The organism is Erysipelotrichaceae bacterium 66202529, from assembly GCA_017161075.1.
Lineage (GTDB): Bacteria > Bacillota_I > Bacilli_A > Erysipelotrichales > Erysipelotrichaceae > Clostridium_AQ.
This window is the reverse complement of the sequence record CP046174.1, coordinates 1,235,992-1,257,000: the sequence shown is the minus strand read 5'-3', so window position 1 is coordinate 1,257,000 and position 21,009 is coordinate 1,235,992. Positions and strand designations below refer to the sequence as shown.

16 protein-coding genes are annotated in these 21,009 nt (G+C 42.7%); all 16 read right to left on the bottom strand.

Features of this window, described 5'->3' with window-relative positions:
• Positions 1–156: 156 nt before the first annotated feature.
• Positions 157–2,223, bottom strand: a complete 2,067-nt coding sequence (locus GKZ87_05945; GenBank protein ID QSI25053.1) for a hypothetical protein — start codon at positions 2,221–2,223, stop codon at positions 157–159.
• A 52-nt stretch (positions 2,224–2,275) separates the two neighbouring features.
• Positions 2,276–3,340: an SIS domain-containing protein gene (locus GKZ87_05940; protein ID QSI25052.1), complete on the bottom strand. Its 1,065-nt coding sequence runs from the start codon at positions 3,338–3,340 to the stop codon at positions 2,276–2,278.
• Positions 3,337–4,170, bottom strand: a complete 834-nt coding sequence (locus GKZ87_05935) for a PTS mannose transporter subunit IID (GenBank protein ID QSI25051.1) — start codon at positions 4,168–4,170, stop codon at positions 3,337–3,339. The genes GKZ87_05940 and GKZ87_05935 overlap by 4 nt, the downstream gene beginning before the upstream one ends.
• A complete protein-coding gene (locus GKZ87_05930) occupies positions 4,148–4,954 on the bottom strand; it encodes a PTS sugar transporter (protein QSI25050.1) in 807 nt (268 codons plus the stop codon). The genes GKZ87_05935 and GKZ87_05930 overlap by 23 nt, the downstream gene beginning before the upstream one ends.
• The gene (locus GKZ87_05925) at positions 4,951–5,436 is read right to left on the bottom strand and encodes a PTS mannose/fructose/sorbose transporter subunit IIB (protein QSI25049.1); all 486 of its coding nucleotides are present in this window, start codon (positions 5,434–5,436) and stop codon (positions 4,951–4,953) included. Before GKZ87_05925 ends, GKZ87_05930 begins: the two co-directional genes overlap by 4 nt.
• A gap of 398 nt (positions 5,437–5,834) precedes the next feature.
• Positions 5,835–7,169: a phosphoglucosamine mutase gene (locus GKZ87_05920; GenBank protein QSI25048.1), complete on the bottom strand. Its 1,335-nt coding sequence runs from the start codon at positions 7,167–7,169 to the stop codon at positions 5,835–5,837.
• 23 nt (positions 7,170–7,192) lie between these two features.
• Complete coding sequence (locus GKZ87_05915) at positions 7,193–8,575, bottom strand: hypothetical protein (protein QSI25047.1); 1,383 nt, start codon at positions 8,573–8,575, stop codon at positions 7,193–7,195.
• Entirely contained in the window at positions 8,575–9,972 is a 1,398-nt protein-coding gene (locus GKZ87_05910; protein ID QSI25046.1) for a TIGR00159 family protein, read from the bottom strand. The genes GKZ87_05915 and GKZ87_05910 overlap by 1 nt, the downstream gene beginning before the upstream one ends.
• A gap of 301 nt (positions 9,973–10,273) precedes the next feature.
• Positions 10,274–10,909, bottom strand: a complete 636-nt coding sequence (locus tag GKZ87_05905) for a hypothetical protein (GenBank protein QSI25045.1) — start codon at positions 10,907–10,909, stop codon at positions 10,274–10,276.
• A complete protein-coding gene (locus GKZ87_05900) occupies positions 10,902–11,597 on the bottom strand; it encodes a hypothetical protein (GenBank protein ID QSI25044.1) in 696 nt (231 codons plus the stop codon). Before GKZ87_05900 ends, GKZ87_05905 begins: the two co-directional genes overlap by 8 nt.
• Positions 11,584–11,925, bottom strand: coding sequence for a PadR family transcriptional regulator (locus GKZ87_05895; protein ID QSI27899.1), 342 nt, complete (start codon positions 11,923–11,925; stop codon positions 11,584–11,586). The genes GKZ87_05900 and GKZ87_05895 overlap by 14 nt, the downstream gene beginning before the upstream one ends.
• Positions 11,926–12,427: 502 nt before the next feature.
• A complete protein-coding gene (locus GKZ87_05890; protein ID QSI25043.1) occupies positions 12,428–14,851 on the bottom strand; it encodes a DUF2207 domain-containing protein in 2,424 nt (807 codons plus the stop codon).
• A gap of 385 nt (positions 14,852–15,236) precedes the next feature.
• Positions 15,237–16,028 (bottom strand): HAD-IIB family hydrolase, encoded by a 792-nt coding sequence (locus GKZ87_05885; GenBank protein QSI25042.1) that lies wholly within the window; start codon positions 16,026–16,028, stop codon positions 15,237–15,239.
• Positions 16,029–16,381: 353 nt separating this feature from the next.
• The gene (locus GKZ87_05880; protein ID QSI25041.1) at positions 16,382–17,539 is read right to left on the bottom strand and encodes a hypothetical protein; all 1,158 of its coding nucleotides are present in this window, start codon (positions 17,537–17,539) and stop codon (positions 16,382–16,384) included.
• On the bottom strand, positions 17,517–18,029 hold the full coding sequence (locus tag GKZ87_05875; GenBank protein QSI25040.1) for a sigma-70 family RNA polymerase sigma factor: 513 nt from the start codon (positions 18,027–18,029) through the stop codon (positions 17,517–17,519). Before GKZ87_05875 ends, GKZ87_05880 begins: the two co-directional genes overlap by 23 nt.
• 420 nt (positions 18,030–18,449) lie before the next feature.
• On the bottom strand, positions 18,450–20,618 hold the full coding sequence (locus GKZ87_05870) for a DNA topoisomerase III (protein QSI25039.1): 2,169 nt from the start codon (positions 20,616–20,618) through the stop codon (positions 18,450–18,452).
• Positions 20,619–21,009 lie beyond the last annotated feature (391 nt).

Here is a 21,009-nt window from a genome sequence, read left to right as displayed (position 1 = left end):
ATAGATTACATCTTCCAAAGAAAGACATGTATATCCCTCTATATCTAGTGCCTCTGGCCGAATCAGCAATACCACTTCATATTCCTTAAAAATAAGAAGCTCTGTTTTTTTCTCCTGCAGTGAAGTAAAATCATATTCGATGATCGTAAACGGATGCTACTCAGGCAGACTGTTTTTAAACAGAGCTGCGATTTTTGATGCTGTTTTCTTTCCCAAATCACTCGTGATAACGATTGCCTTTTTCTTTTGTGCCGGCTGTATAATAGAATACTCATTTTGTATGTTCTCGACTGTATTTTTAATAATTTCAAAGAAATTCTGCCCTTGCTTAATCCGTGAACCAATCTCCAAGGCTAATGCAGTAGACACATTGTTAATGATTCCATAGGTAAAATTGTGTTTCTGATCAATATCGTCCATGATTTCAGTTAAAGAACCCATATCAACTAATATAATTATATAATCATATAGATTATTGAAATCTAGATATTCATTTAATTTTACTGCCATATCCTTACTGTTCATAGACATTGGCATATCCATCGCTGTAAAAATCTTGTTCCCCAACAGGAAATTGGCTGTATCCGCTATCGACGTTGCCGTGGATACTCCATGACTGATGATAACGGCACCGATCTTCTTTTGCTGATTTCCCTGATTGAAAAATTCAATGCATATCGTCGTCATGATCAGTGTCAGCGGATTTATTGAAACATTTCCTTTTTGATTTAGCTGCTTCATAAACCGGTTCGCATAGGTAAATGCATTGGCGCAGTTTGTTTCAAGATAATTTAATAAAACCTGTATACTCTCTTTTTCATTCAACCGCATCAGTTTTTGATATTCATCCTGCAAATACGTAATATCGGAAAATTGACTTATGAAATAGGCAAATCCTGTTGGCAGATAGATATTTAAGGAATCTTCAAATAAGGACAAAATATCTTTCGTAATCTGCATAATGATCGTTTTTTTCATTTCCTTATAGTAATAGGAATCAATCTGATCATTGATATAGGAACGTATGCCATAAAACTGACCTTCACAAAAGGAACGGACATCTCCGGCCTCCTGTATGCATTCTTCTTCGAATTTGTGAAGGAAGGCAGTGCAGAATGCAGATAATGTATAATCACCGGTGAGCTGTAATGCTTCCTGTAAATCAAGATATTCCGTTTTTTGCTTATTGTAGATATGATCTTCTAAATATTCATGACTTGCATCATTTGGCAGATTGTGAATACGTACAATCATTTCCGATTGCTGCAGGCTTTCATGATAGGCACTTGCTATCATTTGCTTAATCATACGCTGCAGTGTAGAGATATTGATTTCCAGAGTGAGATGTTCCAATATATCAAACACCAGAGATTCAATCATAACCCTTTTACAATGTATGGCTGTTTCATTTTCCAGTACATGCAGTATAATGGCATGACGCTCATATATTGGACGCTCCTTCAAGGCAGGAATGTTTGCTAGAATGGGGATTCCTTCAATTATTTTTGAATAGGCTGGCAGATCAGCTTCATTCAACTCTACAATAAAGTTAAAGGGAGTTTTTTTATCCTTTAGCTTCATTAGGTAAGAAATAGCTTTTACACTGTCATTAGGGGAGAGTGAGGAGATATTGTACAAATACAGCAATATATGCTCCGTGTTTTTCAATACTTTATTAAGCTCTATACACAAACCCTTCGCATCTTTATAATCACTGACATATACAGATACAAGCTTCCAGCTGCGCTCTAAAAGACTTTTTCGTTTATTCATGGAAAGCAGATTTCTAATCAGGTATTTCTGACCGGAGCCCTCATAACCGGAAAGCAAAATAGGCAGTCCGTTATCTGTATATAATAAGCCTGTTTGAATCTGCTTTATCGCATACAGAAGAGAACCATTCGATCCTACAATTCCATCGTTTTCATTTACACGCAGAAACCATTCCTTGTATTCATCGATATCTTCAAATTCATATTTGCGGATATGTGTATTTAGCTCTCTTGCAATTTTTTCTACCGATAAATATAGAACAGGACGGGAAATGATTTTCACGATTTTCTCGTGCTTATGCAATTCATTTAGATATTGACTAGCCAGAGTTCGACTGATATTTAACCGTTCTGATATCTCTATCGTACTGTTTTTTGTAATTTTCGGTGAAAAAGGATCTATATCACCCTCTGTCAGCAAATATTTCAGTATATTCTGTTTTGTATCCATTCAATCTCCTCGTTTCTCCTCACCATAAATGAATGTCAATTACCCATAATCTTTAAATTTTTGATTTCATCATCACATCGAAATCAGGATAGGAAGATTTTGATAAATCAACCCTTTTCAACTGTGAGATATACCAGCTAGTTAAATGTGCAACAATATTGAATAGTAGGCAGCTAAGCCTCTCCTCTGTCTGTACAGGGATACAGAGCGATTGATCATCATCCTGCTTATTCAGTGTGAAATAGAAAATATGCATACAATGATTTTGTAAAAAGTTTCTTAACTTAACCATACGCTTTGTCAATTTACCATATGGATCAAATAGAAAGATATAATCATCCTTTTGGATGCCGATGTAAGGCCCGTGCATAAATTCTTCCAGCTCGAAGCCTGCGCTTGGAACACGTACTGTTTCCGTAAACTTCGTTTCAAATTCTTTTGCCGCACCGTAGCTGGCACCATATCCAATACACAAAAACCGCTGTGCCTTGCAAAGCTCTTCCCTTGTTTGGTTAAACCATTCGTCAACAAAGGAAATACATGTAGGAAGCTGTTCAATCAAATAATAGATATTTTTAATCCATTCAACTTCCTCTTGGTCCTGTATGCTTTTCAAGCCCTTTCCCAGATATAAACCAATCATCCAAAGAAATACAATCGTTGCACTTTCTCCTGCAGTAACAAACGGCATATCCTCCTGTATATCAAGCAAAAGAACATGCTTTGATAGCTTTGCCAATGGACTTTGCTTATCTGAGGTAATCACATATACAGATGCATGGTGCTCCTGTATTGCTTTCACAATCTCAATCGTGGATGAGCTGTGTCCTCCCTGTGATATTGCAAAGTACAGTGTTTTTTTATTTAGGTATAAATCGTAGTTTAATGCCATAGAGGGCTCTTTGATCTCTATATTTCTACATGTTACGTTTGATAACAGTGTCTTTGCCGCATGTGCTGCATTTGAGCTGGAGCCTGTCGCAAATATAACAATCTGATCAAAATCATATTCCAGATTTTTTAAAGGCAATGTATTCTCGTGAAATGTATCCATTACGTGTTTTAGAAGCTCCGCTTCCAAGTTCACATAATAAGCCATATCCAGATGCTTCATCATGCTACACCAAGGAATCCGAAATAAGCACCTATGATTCCTACGATTGCTATCAATAAAATAATATATTGCGGTCTTATATTTTTCTTAACGAGATAGAAGCACCCAAATACCGATAATAAAGGAAAGAAATTAGGAATTACTTCATCTGCAATTTGTGATAATGTCTGGGCTGTTTCACCTTCTCCAATCGCATAGGAAACATTCAAAGAGATCAATGAGCCTGCCATGGCGCCGATAACCAGAAGTCCGACAATCGTTGCCCCAAATGTCAGCTTCTGCATAAATCCATTTTCCTGCATGCGATCTACAAAGCCTTCTCCCAGTCGGAAGCTGTATACCAGTCCAAACCAGCGAATCAGTAAGGCAGGAATGTTAAATGCGAGTAAAAACAGAATAGGTCCCAAAATATTGCCCTGTTTTGCAAAGCCGATGGAAAGTCCAGTCGCAATTACTCGCAAGGTTCCCCAAAACATTGAATCTCCAATACCACTAATTGGCCCCATCAATGCAACTTTAATATTGCTGATGGCACTTGCATCGATATGTGCTGTATCTTTGGCACGAGCCTCCTCCATGGCGATTGTTATACCTAAAGGTATGGTAGAAAGCCAAGGTGTAATATTAAAAAATTCAAGATGCCGCTGATATGCATCAATACGGTCTTCTTTTTTCTTATAAACCTTATTAAGGATAGGAATCATTGCATATGCATACCCTAAATTCTGCTGTTTGATATAGTTCCAAGACCATTCTATAGGGAAGGAACGAAAGAAAACGCCAATTAAATCTTTTTTCGTTATTATACTATTATTCAAATTCTTCTGATTCATAATCAATCTCCTCTCCCCTTTGCCCACTGCTGCTCTGCATCATAAGTCCTTCCGGATGTACATAGCCGGTAAGTACCAAGGCAATAAACAGACCTAGAAATGCAACAGCCATTAACGGAAGCTTCAAATATACAACAAGTACAAAGCCTAGCAGAAAGAAAATAATACTTTTTTTGTCCAGCAACGGCTTCAAAAGCAAAGCAAGTCCAAATGCAGGCAAAACACCTGTCGCAATGCTTAGGCCATCCATAACAAATTTCGGTATGCTATTCAATATGGATTGTATAACATCCGCTCCAAAATAGAAACCGAGCCCAACAGGAATCATTTGTGATATCAAAATGTATACAAAGCCTGCGACGATGGAAATCACCATAATCGTTTTATAATTGCCTTTTTCAGCGCTTCGATCCGCTGCAGTTGCAAATGCAGGCATTATGACGACATGAACCAGATTTTTGACAATCAATACCAAGGTTGCAATCGGCAACGCCAGGGGCAGTGCTACCTCTGCTCCCGCATGCATACTGATTGCGAAAGCTGTTCCCAGGATCGTACCGGACACCATATCCGGTGGAATAGCTGCACCAATCGAAAAAGATCCGATGAATGCAAGCTCAATAGCTGCCCCTGTCATGATTCCGGTTTGTAAATCCCCCATAACAAATCCAACAAGTGTCCCTGCAACTACTGGTCTTGCCAGCATACTGCTGCCGATGAAATAATCAAGATTTACAATGAGAGCGACAATGGATAACAATATCGATGTAATCAGTAAATTCATTCTTTCATATCCTCCAATCTTTTATTCACATTCACTTTTGTATCCCCCGGAACGAGCCGATACTCTATTTCAACCCCACTTTCTGCTATTTCTTTTAATTCCTTAATGTCATGTTCATCTAGATTGATCTGTGAAAATACAGGTCTGCTTTTTGAGGTTGCCAGTGTTCCTCCTAAATTGATTGAGGTAATGCCGGATACGCCTTTTACCAGACGATATACGTCATGCACACTTTCAACTACGATAAACAAATGGTATTTATCGGTAAGTCCTGACTGAATCGCATGTATGGAATCATCAATAGATTTCATAACGAGCTTCTTATTTGCGGGCTTTGCCAATCGCAAACCATTCTTTTTTGATTCACTGACTGCTACACTGTCATTTGCTATTAAAATAGTATCGCATACGATTGATTTCAACCAGGAATACAATACTTGACCATGCAGTAGCCGATGATCAATTCTTACAAACTGTATCATTTAAACCGCCTCCTTTTCATACTTCTATTATCGCGATTTCTTCTCTTTATAGGTCACTGTATGGTATTCCTCGTCACAATGAAGCTGATATTATCTCTTTTCGTCACTAAGCTCTCAATTGTAATCCAAACGGATATTTCATTTCACACTGTAATTGTTCCTATTTATAATCTCAAAGCATGACATGAGCACAGGATGTTATAGAAGGTAGTATGACTGCTTTTACAGTAATTCATTACAGGAAAATGTCAGCATCATATAATCTATTTTGAACCGACTATAAAAACAACCTGTATTTTAAAGCACTCCTTTAGAGCATCCCTTTCTCAGATTTCCATATAGGTATGAAAAAAGGTTGTACCAGAATAATCCTCTGGCAAACAGCCCCACATAGTATGCTATAGTCCTTTTTCCTTAATGAAATCCACAATGCGGTTTACATACTCCGCACACAGCTCATCGGTTTTGGCTTCCACCATAACACGAACCAACGGCTCTGTACCACTTGGACGAACAAGGATTCTACCCTCGTCACCAAGCTCCTGCGCTACCGCATCCACCGCCGCAAGCAGTTCCTTATCCTCCAGAGCCGCATGCTTATCCTTCACCGGTGTGTTCACCAATAGCTGTGGATAAATGAACAGATCCTCACACAGCTCCTTTAAAGATTTCTTTGTATCCACCATGATTTCCAGCAGCTTCATGGCAGTAAGCAGCCCGTCTCCGGTATTCGCGTGCGCATTGAAGATAATGTGCCCGCTCTGTTCACCACCGATGGAATAATCGTGCTCCTTCATACATTCAAACACATATTTATCACCGACAGCAGTCTGCTCATATTTTAAACCCTTAGCCTTTAAAGCATGATACAGTCCCAGATTGCTCATCACTGTTGTTACAACAACATCATCATGCAGAATGCCCTTATCAAACATATAGCAGCCACAAATATACATCGTGTGGTCACCATCGATCAGATTGCCGTCTTCATCCACTGCAATCAGGCGATCTGCATCTCCGTCAAAGGCAAAGCCGACATGATAATTGCCTTCCTTCATCATTTTCTGCAGCTCTTCCGGATGCGTAGAGCCGCATTTGGTATTGATATTGATCCCGTTTGGCGCAGAATGGATGACCTCAACGGTTGCCCCCAGCTCGCTTAATGTTTCCGCAGCACAGCTTGTCGCACTTCCGTTTGCCAAATCCAGCAGAATATTCATGCCGGATAGATCCATCGGAACGATTTCCTTCAGCCAGGACTCATACAGCTCCAGACCCTCATCCCATTCGATAACACTTCCGATTTTCTCGTTATGTGCAACTTCGATCTGTACCAATCCATCAATATAGCTCTCTACTTCCAGCTCAACCTCCGGATTCATTTTGCACCCTTCTCCGTTAAACAGCTTAATGCCGTTATCGTGGAATGGATTGTGACTTGCGGAAACCATGATTCCACAGTCAAAATGCTCCTTCTGAATCAGATAGGATACTGCCGGAGTTGGACAGACGCCCAGCAGATATACACTGGCTCCACAGGAGGTGGCACCAGCTGCCAGTCCCATTTCAAACATATCACTGGAAAGACGCGTATCCTTTCCAATCAAAATCTTCGCATGACGCGTTTTCCCGTAGTACCATCCTAAATACTGTCCGATTCTTACCGCCATATCCAGCGTCAACGTGTCATTGGCGCGTCCTCTGGCACCATCCGTTCCAAAATACTTTCCCATATGTGTTTTACATTCCTTTCCTTTTATTCATCGGCTACACTGCCTGTCGCAGTCACCTTAATGCTTCCATTCTTCAATACGTAGGTTGCCAGCTTATTTTTGCCCTCTACGATCAAAGGCTGTTCATACGTACCTGCCTTCTCAATTTTTGAAAGATCGACATATACCTCAATATCACCCTTTTCAATCTTGCTGATAATATCCTTTGCCCCCTTAACAGTCACATCGACCGTAGAGGAGCTTCCCTGCGCTACCGTGAAATTCAAGCCGTCAATACTGTTTTTAAAGGCAATCGGAACATCCTTAATTACTCGTTCCTTCGTATCCGTCAGCTTAATGGATATATTCGCAATGTTGCTGGAAATCTTCGTCACGCCGTTCGGCATGATGATCGGCATAGAGATTTCGCGGTTGCTTGTCAGTGTAGATGCCGGTATCGTAATTGGTATCTCATCGATACTGTCGAGCACGGACTGCTTCGCATAAATTGTCACATGATCCTTATCCAGCTTATAGGATTCTATTGATTTATCATTTGGAATCACACCGGTTGGATTCAGTGTGATTGGTACGTCTTTGCTTGGTTTGGTCACCTTGACACTGGCTTTCAGTGTATCCGGGATAATATCCACCTTCATGAGGTTCCCATCTGCATCATATGCAACGACATTCGCTTTGGTTTCAAAATCCGTCTTTACATCCTTATCCACCTTGATCAGTGCCTTTACAAATGCAATCTTATCCAGCGTATCACTATCGGAACGCACCAGAACCTCTCCCTGCTGCAGCTGCGGCTCTGACAGGTCATAGATGGAATCCATCTGCTGGCGGTTAACAAAGTCATAGCCAACGGTAAAACGCCGAATGGATTTTTTCTTTATCGTGACAACGACGGAGGAAGGCTCTAAAACAACCTCCACGCGGGCAGGCATTGCCTCTGTTGTCAGCTTTACCTCATGGGTGCCCTCAGTCAGATCACTCATATTGGCAATCACCTTGAAATTTTTCTGCTGCTTCACACTTTTGATATCTGTCAGATCGCCAATGATGCGGACCTTTACCGTTTCCGGTACACCGCTTACCTCATATGCCTGATTGGATATGATTTGTGAAACAGGGAAATCGCCAAGATCCTCTGCACTTTTCACATTTTCCAGAAAGTTGGCTCCCTGGGAATTGAAGGTCACATAAAACAGAACAGCCAGAATCAGGGCAACGACCTTACCATGCTTCTGATTAAATAACAGCTTATCCAGCCAGCCGCTGATCCAGCGAAAGAATTTTCCGACCTTGATTTCCACATTTGCATATGTTTTCGCAAAGGTTTGACTTTTTTCAGCAATCGCCTTTGCCAGCTCGGTTTTCCCCTCCGAGCTTAACTGTGTCTTTTTCTTTTTCTTTGCCATCAGGAATCTCTCCTTTCATGATCTTTTTCAGGAGTATCTTCATCATCCGCTTTTTCATAATGCAGAACGATTGCCTCAGGCTCTATGACATCATCAAACAGATCATTTGCCATGTTTGTCATAATGGTACTGCTTTTCTTTTTCGGTACAGCCTCTTCTGTTTTTGTTTCTTTCTTCGTTTTACGGCGCGCTTTCTTCACCGGCTTTTCATCCTCAGCCTCCGGGATTGGCGCTTCCTTAGCTGCAGCCGTTTTTTTCTTCGCTGTTGTTTTGCGTTTTTTTGCCTTTGGCTTCTCCGTATCTGCCTCCGGTTCCTCTTTCTTTTCCGTATCCGTTACGATATTTTCGAACAGGGCATCCAGCTTCTCATCCTGCTTCTGTGTAAGATCCTCTATATGCAGGCGGTCAACCTCCTGTTCAACGACAACAACTTCCTTATCTTTTTTGCCGTGATCCTCATCCTTTTTCTTCTTGGTATAGCGATTATCGGCTGTTTCCTTTTTCACCCGCTTGTTTTTGCCTTTGAAATAATGCGCAAATACACCCGGCTTCTTACCATCAGCGCTCATTGGAACACGTTCCTGCTCCACCGGCTCCTCTTGCTTTTCATGAACGCTTCCGCTTTGCTGCTTACAGACAACATTCATCAAAAATTCCCGCAGGCTCGCTTCGGAAATCACGGTCAGCTTACCGCCCTCAGCTATGGAAATATTTCCCGTTTCCTCACTCACAACAATCGTAATGGAGTCGGTGATTTCACTGATTCCCACCGCAGCGCGATGTCTTGCCCCATAGCTGGTTGGCAGCTCTCTTGTAGTAGGTGGAAAATAGGCAGCCGCACAGGCGATTTTCACACCCTGAATGATAACGGCACCATCATGCAGTGGTGTTCCATATTGAAAGATCGAACAGAGCAGCTCACTGGATACGACAGAATTCATCGGTGTTCCAGTCTTGATATAATCACTGAGGGAATGGCCCTGTTCAATGGAAATCAAAGCGCCAGTCTTGGTCTTTGACATTTCTGCACAGGCCTTGACCAGCTCATCCACCAGATTCTCACGCTCATTGATTGTCAGTGTGGAAATACGGGAGAAAACATTCGTCTTTCCGATCCTTTCCAGAATACTCCGGATTTCCGGCTGGAAAATGATGATAACGGCGACAACTCCCCAGTTCATAATAGAATCCGCTAGTGTTGCGACCGTGTGAAGCCCAAAAAAGCTGGCTGCGGAACGTATAATAACAATCAGCAGTATCCCTTTGAAAATCTGAATGGTACGCGAATTGTTTTTCACAATTTTCAGACAGTAATAGACAAGTGCCCAGACACAGGCGATATCCAGTAGCTGCTGAATCAGTGTCCTTAAATTGTTCAAAGTGAAATAATTGAGCATAAAAACACTCCTCTCGTATTTTATATTATAGCACAAAGTATTTCGTCTACCTATAGTTTTCTATTGAGAAGTCGTGTAAATGTAAAATGTATGCAGTCTCTTTTTTCCAAAAGCCGGGTTCCTGATTACCATGCTCAAAATAAAAAAAGAGCGGCATGCTCTAATTTTACTGTATCTTGAAACATACCACTTTATTAGGAAAGAAAACCGCTATGATCATAAATGCCCTTCCAGCAAAGCTCACCGGAAAAGCTCCATAGCTTTATTATGTGATAATACCGTTATATATGTGTATAGTCGTTTAAGATATTCCAGCCTTGTGATAGCGAATCCATTCACTGCCATAGGCTGCTGCTAAACACAATACGGCAATGACTGCTATCAATATCAACAGCCTTGCGGAAATATAAACCGAGGTTTGTCCCAGATATTGCAGTAGTATGCATGTGATGGCAATTCCTGCAATATACAGGATAAAATAAATAGCAATTTTATGATTGGGATAGCGCAAAATATAGCGGGCTCTCCCATACCATGCAAGAACTATGGCAAGCATTACTGCCAGAGCCTCCAGCAGGGATGCGCCGTGAATGATAAAGGTGTTGTTATACAGCTCATATTGTGGAGACAACCATGCGCCCAGAAGAACACAATATACGAACGCTGCCAGCACGTAGCCAATATATTTGAATAGGCGCTCGGGCATTGTTTGGCGCAGACTGCTCTGTGAAACCGCATCACAGAAGCTCTGATAATCCCCAAAAGCTGCTACTGCAGAAACGCCACGCGTTTGATTGTCCAATGCAATATCCAGAATATCCTCCCGTATTCTTCGCATACACCAGGTATTGATCGCTTTTCCCTGCAGATACATACACATATTCGTATAGACAGTTTTATAGTCAGCATGAAGCCTGCGTCGTGAATTTCTAACCATTGTTTTTCTCCTTTTTCTGTACTCCGAGATATCGCTCATACTGCTTTTTCTGGATGATGGAAAGAGCGATCCATGTGCATACACAGCTAACCGCCAGAATCCAGAACACCCATCGTGGTATCCGTAACACGCCAAGAGAAATATGAAAATATGAAATCAGGATATGTGGAAAAAACATGACTGCCAGACACACGACGCCATAGGCAATCAGATACGTGTACCATGCGCCCAGAATGCGGTGAAAGCTTCGACGGTTGTGCCAGCGAATAAGTACCGTACAGCCCAGAATCGTCACCGCATAAAATGCAACAGCCTTCCAGGATATAATCAACATCCCGTTTTCCACATATTCTCCATCATTTACGCCAAAGCCGATAAGATCAAACAGCACCCATACAACAATGACGGTAGATAGCATTTTCCAGTAGTTTAAAAGCCTTTCTCCCAATGTTTCACAGATTGCATTTTCACATACAGCATCACAGAATTGCTGATAATCTTGAAAAACCTCATCCACCTGCAGCCCGCGCTCCTGACTTTCCAGAGCCATTGCGAGAATATCATCCTGGATATCCTTTTCGACCCGCCGGGATATATTCTTACTGCTGAGATAGCGCAGCATATCATGATATACAAGCTGGTATTCTCGATTCAAATCCTCATCACGGTTTCTCTCATCCCTCATCATGCCTCACACCTCCTTCAAATAATCGCTCGATCGTTTCCGCCAATTTCAACCACTGTTCATAAAATTCCTGCAGATAGGCCATGCCTTCCTTTGTAATCTGATAATATTTCCGCTTTGGGCCGAATGGGGAATCTCTTTTCTCTGCCCGGATATACTGTAGCTTTTCCAGGCGCAAAAGAATCGGATACAGCGTACCCTCAGTTACATCCATCCATCCCGCTTCTCTCATATTCATCAGGATTTCATAGCCATAGGTTGTCTGCTGTTCAATGATTTTCAAAATACAGCCTTCCAGACTTCCACGCATCAGCTGTGTTTTATCATACATGGAATCACCTCTACTTTGTGACACAAGGTACCTCTACAACTATATTGTACCACAAGGTAGCAGACAGTCAATAAGAAAACGCAGATACATAGGATATTTCTTTACAGCGTCTTCCTTATATCTGCGTGAAAGATGAAATGAGACACAATGATGAAGGTATGCAAAATAGCAGGTAGCGGCTTCCAGCATTAACACCCCCATAGTATTTACGGATGATGATAAGATTTATCACGACAGGTTACGGATACGATCAGCAGCCTGCCCTGCATATTTTCGGATAATACTGGAGCTCCCTATGGAAATGCTGGATACGCTCAGAGTGCATACTTTCGGATAATGATGAAGTTAATAATATCGCAAATGACAGATACGATCAGAACAGCTCTGCATATCTTGATGTAAGCGCGCCGTTCCATCAGCTGAATCACAGCGAATTACGGTTCAAGTATACTACCTGCAGGAACAGACACCCTCTAAATATCAGTCCTGTTTCCCCGTACAGTTACCAGCCATGGCTACCACCGCCACCACTTCCGCCGCCGGAAAAGCCGCCATCAGAGAATCCGCCGCCACCGCCGGAATAGCCGGAATCATTGCCACCGGAACCAAAGGAGGAAGAACTGGAAGCAGGAGGAGTTGCCACACTTCTCATATCACGGTCAATTTCATGTACCATATGATAGAACATGATAGAATCCATAGTTTCACTGCTGTCATACCACTGCGGTGCCTGCAGCGTGATATCATGGAATTTATGCTCCCAGATATCGCTGACATGCAAAACCTGCGCATAGGGCAGCACATGATAGTAATATTCCGGATCATCCTTCAGCAACAGCTCCAGCCGTTCCTTTTCCACCGTTTTTATAAAATCCCGAAAGCCCAGCAGCTGAGAAAGCAGTCTTTGCCGATAGGCACTGTCCTTATGAATACCGCTGGACATGCAATATGCTACCAGTGTCAAAGCAATCCCAAAGACGGTATACGGTGCGGAAGCCGTTGTTCCCAGCAGCAGAATCGGACTGATCATCAGCGTGAACCCGCCCAGTATGATGGTCACAGCAACCATTGCCCCCTTTGCCATAGCACCCTTTTTATAATTCCGGTACAGCATCAGAAGAATCATGACAGGAGCCAGAATTGGCAGCAGACCCACACTCATGAGAACCGCAGTAAGCATATCCCCGTAAATCTCATAATGTGCAAGCGCATTAAGCAGAAACAGCGGTACAAGACTTAACAGCATGAGCAGCTTACGCAGAGCTTCCACCTTCTGACTGCGCAATGCATATTCCCCCTGAAAGCCCTGTAACAATTCCTTTCTGGCATCTCGGATATCCATATAGAAGGTATACTTCAAATCCTCCTTACCGACTATCCCCTTTTTCCCATGTGCAAACATGCGCTCAAATAAGTGCTGTTCATACATTGGGGCAGAAGAATCCGGAGCCTGTATTTTTTCAAACGAATAGGAGGAATCGATATTCCTGATTTTGAGATATCCCTTATCTGCCCAGTAAAACAGCAATGCAGTCATATCCGTAACAGACAGGTCGTTATCAATCACATACCCTGCCTCTGCCGGATTCATCCCTTTTGGCGGATAAAAATTCACCGGTATGATCAGCTGCTTTTTCCGAAATATACCAAAGCGCAGAAATGCGAGCAGTCCCATAAAGCCTGCACAAAGCAGACCGCCCAGCTTGATAAGACCACCGCTGTCACGCTTAAAGTATCCGGATTCAACCGGAACCGTAACGACAAAGCTTTCTGCTGCACGTATCTCCTTTGTTGTATGAATCGTTACTGTAGTCCCATCCACTTTCCCTGTCCAGTTATCCTGCTGTATATCGTTATCTCTTCCGGTGCGGACAGCGTATGCAGGAGCATATGGCATATGCAGCCGCAGCGTCATATTCTCCAGCTTGGTGTCTTCACTCTGCTTAAACAGATTCAGGGTAAAGCTGTCCTTTATCAGGCGGTATGGATGAATGGTATAGCGGATCGTATATGAATGCTCTCCCTTCTTCCTTGCATAGGCAGTCAGGGAATCATATTCATTATACTTCATATCCGCATCTGACAGCTCGATATCCTCTATTTTATAATCGCTCTTGTCCCAAAGATCGCATAGCATTGGCAGATAAATCCTCGTATACATATCCAGAGTTTGGATGCTTATCTTCTGTGTCACCTGAATATCCTGTTCAGGAGTTACCGTCACATCCAGTACATTCTTCTTTATCACATAAGGAAACTGATATTCCGGTGCTGCCGAAAATACGCCCTCCTCATATTTCAACTGCAGAGTCACCCCGTGTCTGGCAGGCAGTGTCTTTGTGGATTGTATAACCATAAGGTTATCCTTCACTGTTTCTTTTGTATAGGTATTTGTATGAGAGCCACGGCTGCCCGAGGTTATTTTATAGTCCAGCAGTCGCTCCTTCGCAGGAAAGCTGACTTCTGCCTGAAACTTGCGTACCGCAGTATCATAATCAGTTCCCAGCAAATTCAAATACGCATAATCATATGTCTGATCATAATCCTGATAATGCTTCAGGGTATAGCTCAAAACAATGCGCTTCTTTCCCTGTACCAGCTTGTTCTCATCACCGATCCGTACAGCGATGTTGTTCTGTCTTTCATCCACCTGAAACGGCATTCCTTCCACCTGAATATTCCGAATGGAATACCCTTCCGCATTTCCGCTTTTTGGCAGATCACGGACAATACCGTGCATGGCATCCTCAAAATCGATGTCCATGGTTTCTGTTATCCGATACTCCCTTTTCTCCGTGATATCCACGTTTACTGCAATGTTCTCATATACATAACCGGCATCCTCATCTGCCCGTACCAAGGTGCCGCTCATGCACAGGACGCAGATAAGCATGCAAAGAATTCCCCAAATCTTCAGCTTTTTCATATCATGTTCTCCTCATATATACAATCATTATACGATAGATTCCACACTGTGACCAGCTGTTCAACAGAATTCCTATAAGCCATCTCCTGATTGTAATATGTTCCTTTCCGCAGTGATTGCCAAAACTACAGCCTTTTTTAAAGTGGTGCTTCCCTGTTTTGAAGCAAGGTAAGTCTGTTACAGGAAATAACGTTTATCAAAAAAAGAAGGAGGGAGCCTCCTATATGATGATGGGGAGCCTTCCTTCTTTCTTCACTTATTATACCTGCATCCTTACCCTATTCCTGAACAAGAACCATTCCTGCCATACGTCTGCTCTTGTATGACCTAAACGTTTCCTGCATACCTCATAATCGCACGGATACATATCGGTGGAAGAAGCCTGTTATTTTGCATCTGCTTCTGCGTCCAGCTTCATCAGATAAGCAATGCATTCCTCAATGCTGATAAACACATGCTCCGCTGCCTCTGTGATTGCACTCCTTGCATGCATCATCGCACAGCCGTGAAACTCCTCGATCATCGGTATATCGTTGAAGGAGTCCCCAATGGCATAGATATCTTCATGCTTTAAATCCATATGCTGCTCCATAAAATACAGTCCCTCTGCCTTGGATACCCCTTCCGGTACGATATCCACACAATTTACATTCACATAGGCAACCGCATAGCCCTTGAAATTCGTATTGATATAATGGGCGATTTCCTCTGCCAGAATCGTATCATTCAGCGATACCACCAGCTGGGAAATTTTACCGCGATCCAGAATTTCCTCTTCATGCTCCTTCGTATCCGGCATATTGCCGTATTTGTGATCGATTTGATTTTCATCCACCGAAAACTTAAAACGGTGAAAGCCGTCATTGATTACATAGGACACACAATCCAGTGTCTTAATATAGGAAATAATATCCAGGGCCTTGTTGAAATCCATATACAGCACCTGCAGACGGTTAAAATCACGATCATAAATCACACCGCCGTTATTCGCTACGATAAAATCAAAGGCGATCTGATTTTTCTCGATTTCCATCTGGATGGATTCCATACTCCTGCCTGTTACCAGACCAAACACATTCCCTGCTTTGCGGAATTCCTGTATTGCATGAATATCATTTATATCAACCAGCTCCTCCGTGCGAAGCGTACCATCATAATCACTAGCCAGAATTTTCATACACATATCCTCCATATACTTTCATTTTACCAAGTTTCAATAAAAAAACAATGTTTATGTATAAGATTTCCCGCTTTTCCCATACTAGTATCAGGAGGTGTTAGAAATGGCACAGAAGAAATACCGCCCAGGAATGAACTGCGAAAAAACCGGCAAGTACACATGCTATGACAAAGATGGCAATGAAATGTACGGTGACGTAGACGTTGAAAAGGGCAGACGTTTTCCTCCTTCACAGGAAGAAGGATGCTACTACGAAGAACAGTAGTATCTGTTCATCTCTGTAGAGCTTATACTTTTGTATAAGAAGAAAATTCCCATTCTCTTTATGAGACCGTGGGAATTTTTTTATGTTATTTCTGCTCTGCGATAAAGGCGGATGCTGTTTCCGGCTGCTCCATCAGCTTTTGGAAGGCTTCCTTTGTTGTGGTGACATATATCATATCGCTCTGTATGCCGTTTTTCTGAATGCTGCTTATGATGTCGGGATAAAATGCGGAACGGGTATCACCATCGTCTCCCAGATAAGTACGATATTTAGGCTGGTCATACAGGTATTGCAGCATGCTGATCATATGTGTTTCATAATCCTGTGCGCTGATTTTGCCAAATTCCTTTTTCGGATGTCCCTTTACAGGCTCTGCGTCAAAATCAAGCAGCGGATACTTCTTTTCATCAAATTCCGTCAGTGGATTGGTCCGATTCTTCTGATGAATATCAAAGCCTACTGTTCCTAGGTAATGATCTGTTTCTGTGATATTTCCCTTTGCGTCGATATGGCTATCCGATTCCCCTGCCTTGCCATAAGCAACCGCAACCCATGATAGCCCTATATCGATTCCCTCCTTTTTCATCCGCGTATCCAAATCCAGAATACTTTGCAGCGGATATGCTTTTTTCAGCTTCACATAGGCGCCGACAAGAGAATGGTCTGCGATTTCATCCAGCTTGCTTTTCTTCCATTCCTTCTGCAGAGTGGACATCATGAGCTGCTGCTTGTAGGCATCATAGCGATAGCCTGCGTTTGTTCCTTCCTCATACAATGCACCGCCTCCCCCCAGTGTATTTTTTTTGAAATGTCCCTGTTTTAATGTTTCTGATAACTGATAATAGCCCGCATCATAATATGCCTTCTGAAATCCGAGGCTGCTTGTGCGCATCCAGCTGATTTCATATTCCCCGCTCGGTAAGGATAACGGATACTCATATTTGCTGATATCCGCCTGTAAAAGCCGTGTTTGAGGCTCATGCAATTCATTTTCAATCATGCGGTTATACGCAAACTGCGTACCATCCTCTTTCCCGGTAAGCTCACTTTTCGTAATCGAATACAGCGTCAGACGTTTCCACACATAGCTTGCACAATATAGTATAAGGATAGTGCCAAGCAGGGAAAGCAGGATTTTCATCAGTCTCCTGCGTTTCTTATTACGGATCAATCCCTTTACATTATCATACTCCTTCTGCAGGTCTGCCGCCGTATTGTCTCTAGCTGTCTGTTCTGTTTTCATCACAATCCTCCTCTAGGTATAAACGAAGCATTTCTCTGCCCCGATGCAGTCTTGTTTTCACTGCTCCTTCCTGAATATGCAAAATTTCTGCGGTTTCCTGTATGGAATACTGTGCAAGGTAATAAAGAAGCATGACCTCGCGATATGGCTGCTTCAGCTTCAGAATCATCAGATGCAGCTCATCCTTTTCCTGCTGTCTGCGCATCATGGAGGCACCATCCTCCCCTGTTGACAGGAAATTCTGTGCATGCTCCAGCGCCACTGTACTCCAGCGCTTTTTTTTACGCTGCTGATCAATGAAGCAGTTGCGGCATACACGAAACAGCCATGCGCGTACCTCTGTATAATCCTGTGGCAAAGCCTCGATTGCCTTGAGATAGGTTTCGGAAACCAAATCCTGCGCCTGGCTTTCATTTTGGCAAAGGGAAAGAGCGTAGCGATATACATCATGAAAATAGGTTTTGTATATCTGCTCCAGCTGCGTATGCATAGGTATACCCTCCCTTTTCACTATAACAACGAATCTGTATTCTATAGGTTACCAATTTCAGATCAAATTCATAAAAATACTGTATGTGGGCTTTTTATCTTCTGCAGGTCAGAAAGCGGATAGCACAACCTTAATAAATAAAAAGAATGGAGCTGGTATCCATTCCTTCCATGTGTTTTCCCTCTATATGCTTTTTTCCGTGTGTATACTTCTCTTATTATGATATTATACGAAGGTGACAGAAATGTTACAGGATTGCTTCGCTTTTGGACACAATGATCATTTAGAGGGAGTACCTATCCCTTACGATAAATTTAGAATCCTTTATATTCTATAACTGCCGACAATTCTACAGCATCAGCTGCCTTGTTAGGTATCCTGCCGTTGTATTTTTGAACGCAGCCGCAAGGCATACAATGCCTATGCATTCTCCGCAGCCTTTTTCGGCACATCCACCAGCCGGTAGACAGCACGCCCATTGCGTACACCCAGCTGCAGCACCTTGATGACCTCCTGCTCCTGCTCATGGATTTTCACTAGACAATATTTATCCTTCAACAGCTTTTCTGCCATTGGCAGGGTAAGCTCCTTCTCAATGGACTGGAAAAAGCGATCCTCCTTCCACAATGCGAATTTGCAGCCATTGCGATAATTCACACAGCCAAAGCCCTTACTGTTTTCTACGATTTTATTCCCGCAAACCGGACAGATACCGACCGCCGGACGATCATCGTCAATCTCCACCTCACCCGATACACGCAGGTGGGAGTAATCCTTGTTCAGATGCGGCACAAAGGCCTCCAGCACACTGTCCACCAGTGTTTTCACATCTGCATTGCCTTCCTTGATATCCTCCTGAATCACCCACCACTTTGCCGTCAAATCCGGTTTTTTTATCTCCTCCGGCAGCAGATGGTAAAAATCCTTTCCCAGCTGTGTGGATATGATGTTCTTCCCCTTCATTTCCACATACCGGCGCTTGATCAGTGTTTCCACTATTTGCGATCTTGTCGCACTGGTACCAATGGAGCCATTCTCCCCCTTTTTATCCTTATCCTTCTTTTTCAGAATATCCTTGATTTCCTTATCCTGCACATACTTGGCGATACTGGTCATATCGCGGATCAGACTGGCCTGCGTATACCGCTTGGGCGGATTGGTTTCCTTCTCCTGAATTTCACTGCTGATCAGATTTATCGGATAGGTTCCCTTTGGCAGATCAAAACGGCTGTCATTTTCCTCATCCTCCGCACTATCCTCTTTTTCCGGTGTAAAATATTTTTTATAGCCCTCATCCAGCACATACGTACTTGTCGCACGCAAATCACCGTATTCTGTTTTGATAACAGCACTTAGCTGCCGTTTTCGAATTGGCGGCAGAAACTGCATGATGTAATAACGGCAGATTTCCTCATACACTCTTCGCTCATCCGGCAGCAGCTGGGCGATATTGAAATCGGACAGCGTCGGAATAATGGCATGATGGGCTGTCACATATTTATCGTTAAAGCATTCGGAATGCAGCTTATAATCAACCGGATACGTTTCATTCAGCTTGTTCATGACATGCGGCAGAACCTTGTCTGCCTCTTGAAAATGCTCCTCCTTCAAATACTGGGAATCGCTTCGGTTATAGGTTATTGCCTGATAGCGATCACGCAGCATCTGTGTAATCTGGTCTGTTTTGCTCAGATCAAAGCCATACCGTGCATTCATATGCGCCTGCAGCTTGGCAAGATTAAAGGTCAGCGGTGGCTTCACATCCATGAATTTCTCATCAATTTTCACCTTTTGTTCCGGCTTGGACAGAATTTCGCGTTCGATATCCTCCATGATATTACGGTGCAAAATGTGCTTGCCATCATCCAGAAGCTCACTTTTGGGTTTCAGCTGAAAGGTGATGGTGGTATCCGGCTCCTGTATATGTCCAGCGGTCTGCAGCTCATAATATTTCTGCTTCACATGATTGTCGATTGCTTCATCCCGCATGACGATCAACCCCAGGGTCGGACTCTGCACACGGCCCACGCTCATGCCTTTTCTTCTTAAAAGCAGGGAAAACAGACGGGAATAATTGATTCCCACCACATAATCCGCAACGGCTCTGGCATAGGCACTTCTACCTACCGCACGCAGCTTCTCGTCATTGTCGATGAGAGCATGAAATGCCTTTTTTATATTCGCAGGCGTATTGTCATTGATATAGACACGCTTTACCGGCTTTTCATTCTGCGCATAATCCAGGATTTCATCAATTAGAAACTGTCCCTCATCATCCGGGTCACCAGCGTGAATGATCTGATCACATTCCTGCATCAACGCCATGATCTGTTCCACACGATCCTTTTTATTACCATCCGGTACTAACTTCCAGTTTTCAAAGCAGATTGGTAAATCCTCTTTTTTCCATTTCTTATATCTGGCATCATATTCATCCGGCTCACACAATCTCAAAAGATGACCATAAGCCCAGGTGATGATGACATTCTGTTTACGTATGACGCCGCGGACTTCCTTTCCATTGCCGTCAATGGCTGCAGCGATTGCCCTGCCAAGCTCCGGCTTCTCCGCTATGATTAAAGAACGCATACCATTCCTCCTTTGAACCAGTATAAGCAAATACCTTAGATTATATCAGAAACTGCAGAATTTTTCTAATTTTTTTCATTATCAATCCTTTTGGATAGTGACAGCAGATAGCCTGTATAAATGCAAAAAAACAATACCGCAAGCTACAGATCAAAGGCAGAACAAAGCATATCCCGTAATTTGCAAATATTGCAGGAGAGGATAGACAGCGGATACATTTCATGAAATGTTCTAGGGTGAAGAATATCAGCATTGCTTATATAAGTATGACGCATTATCATAACACAAGCAGCCTTTCTACGCTTTTGCTGGCGTAACAGTTCCCATATGGAGCAGCCTGCATTCGCTTGAATATAATGAAGGGCACATACGTATTGCAATTTACCCCTCC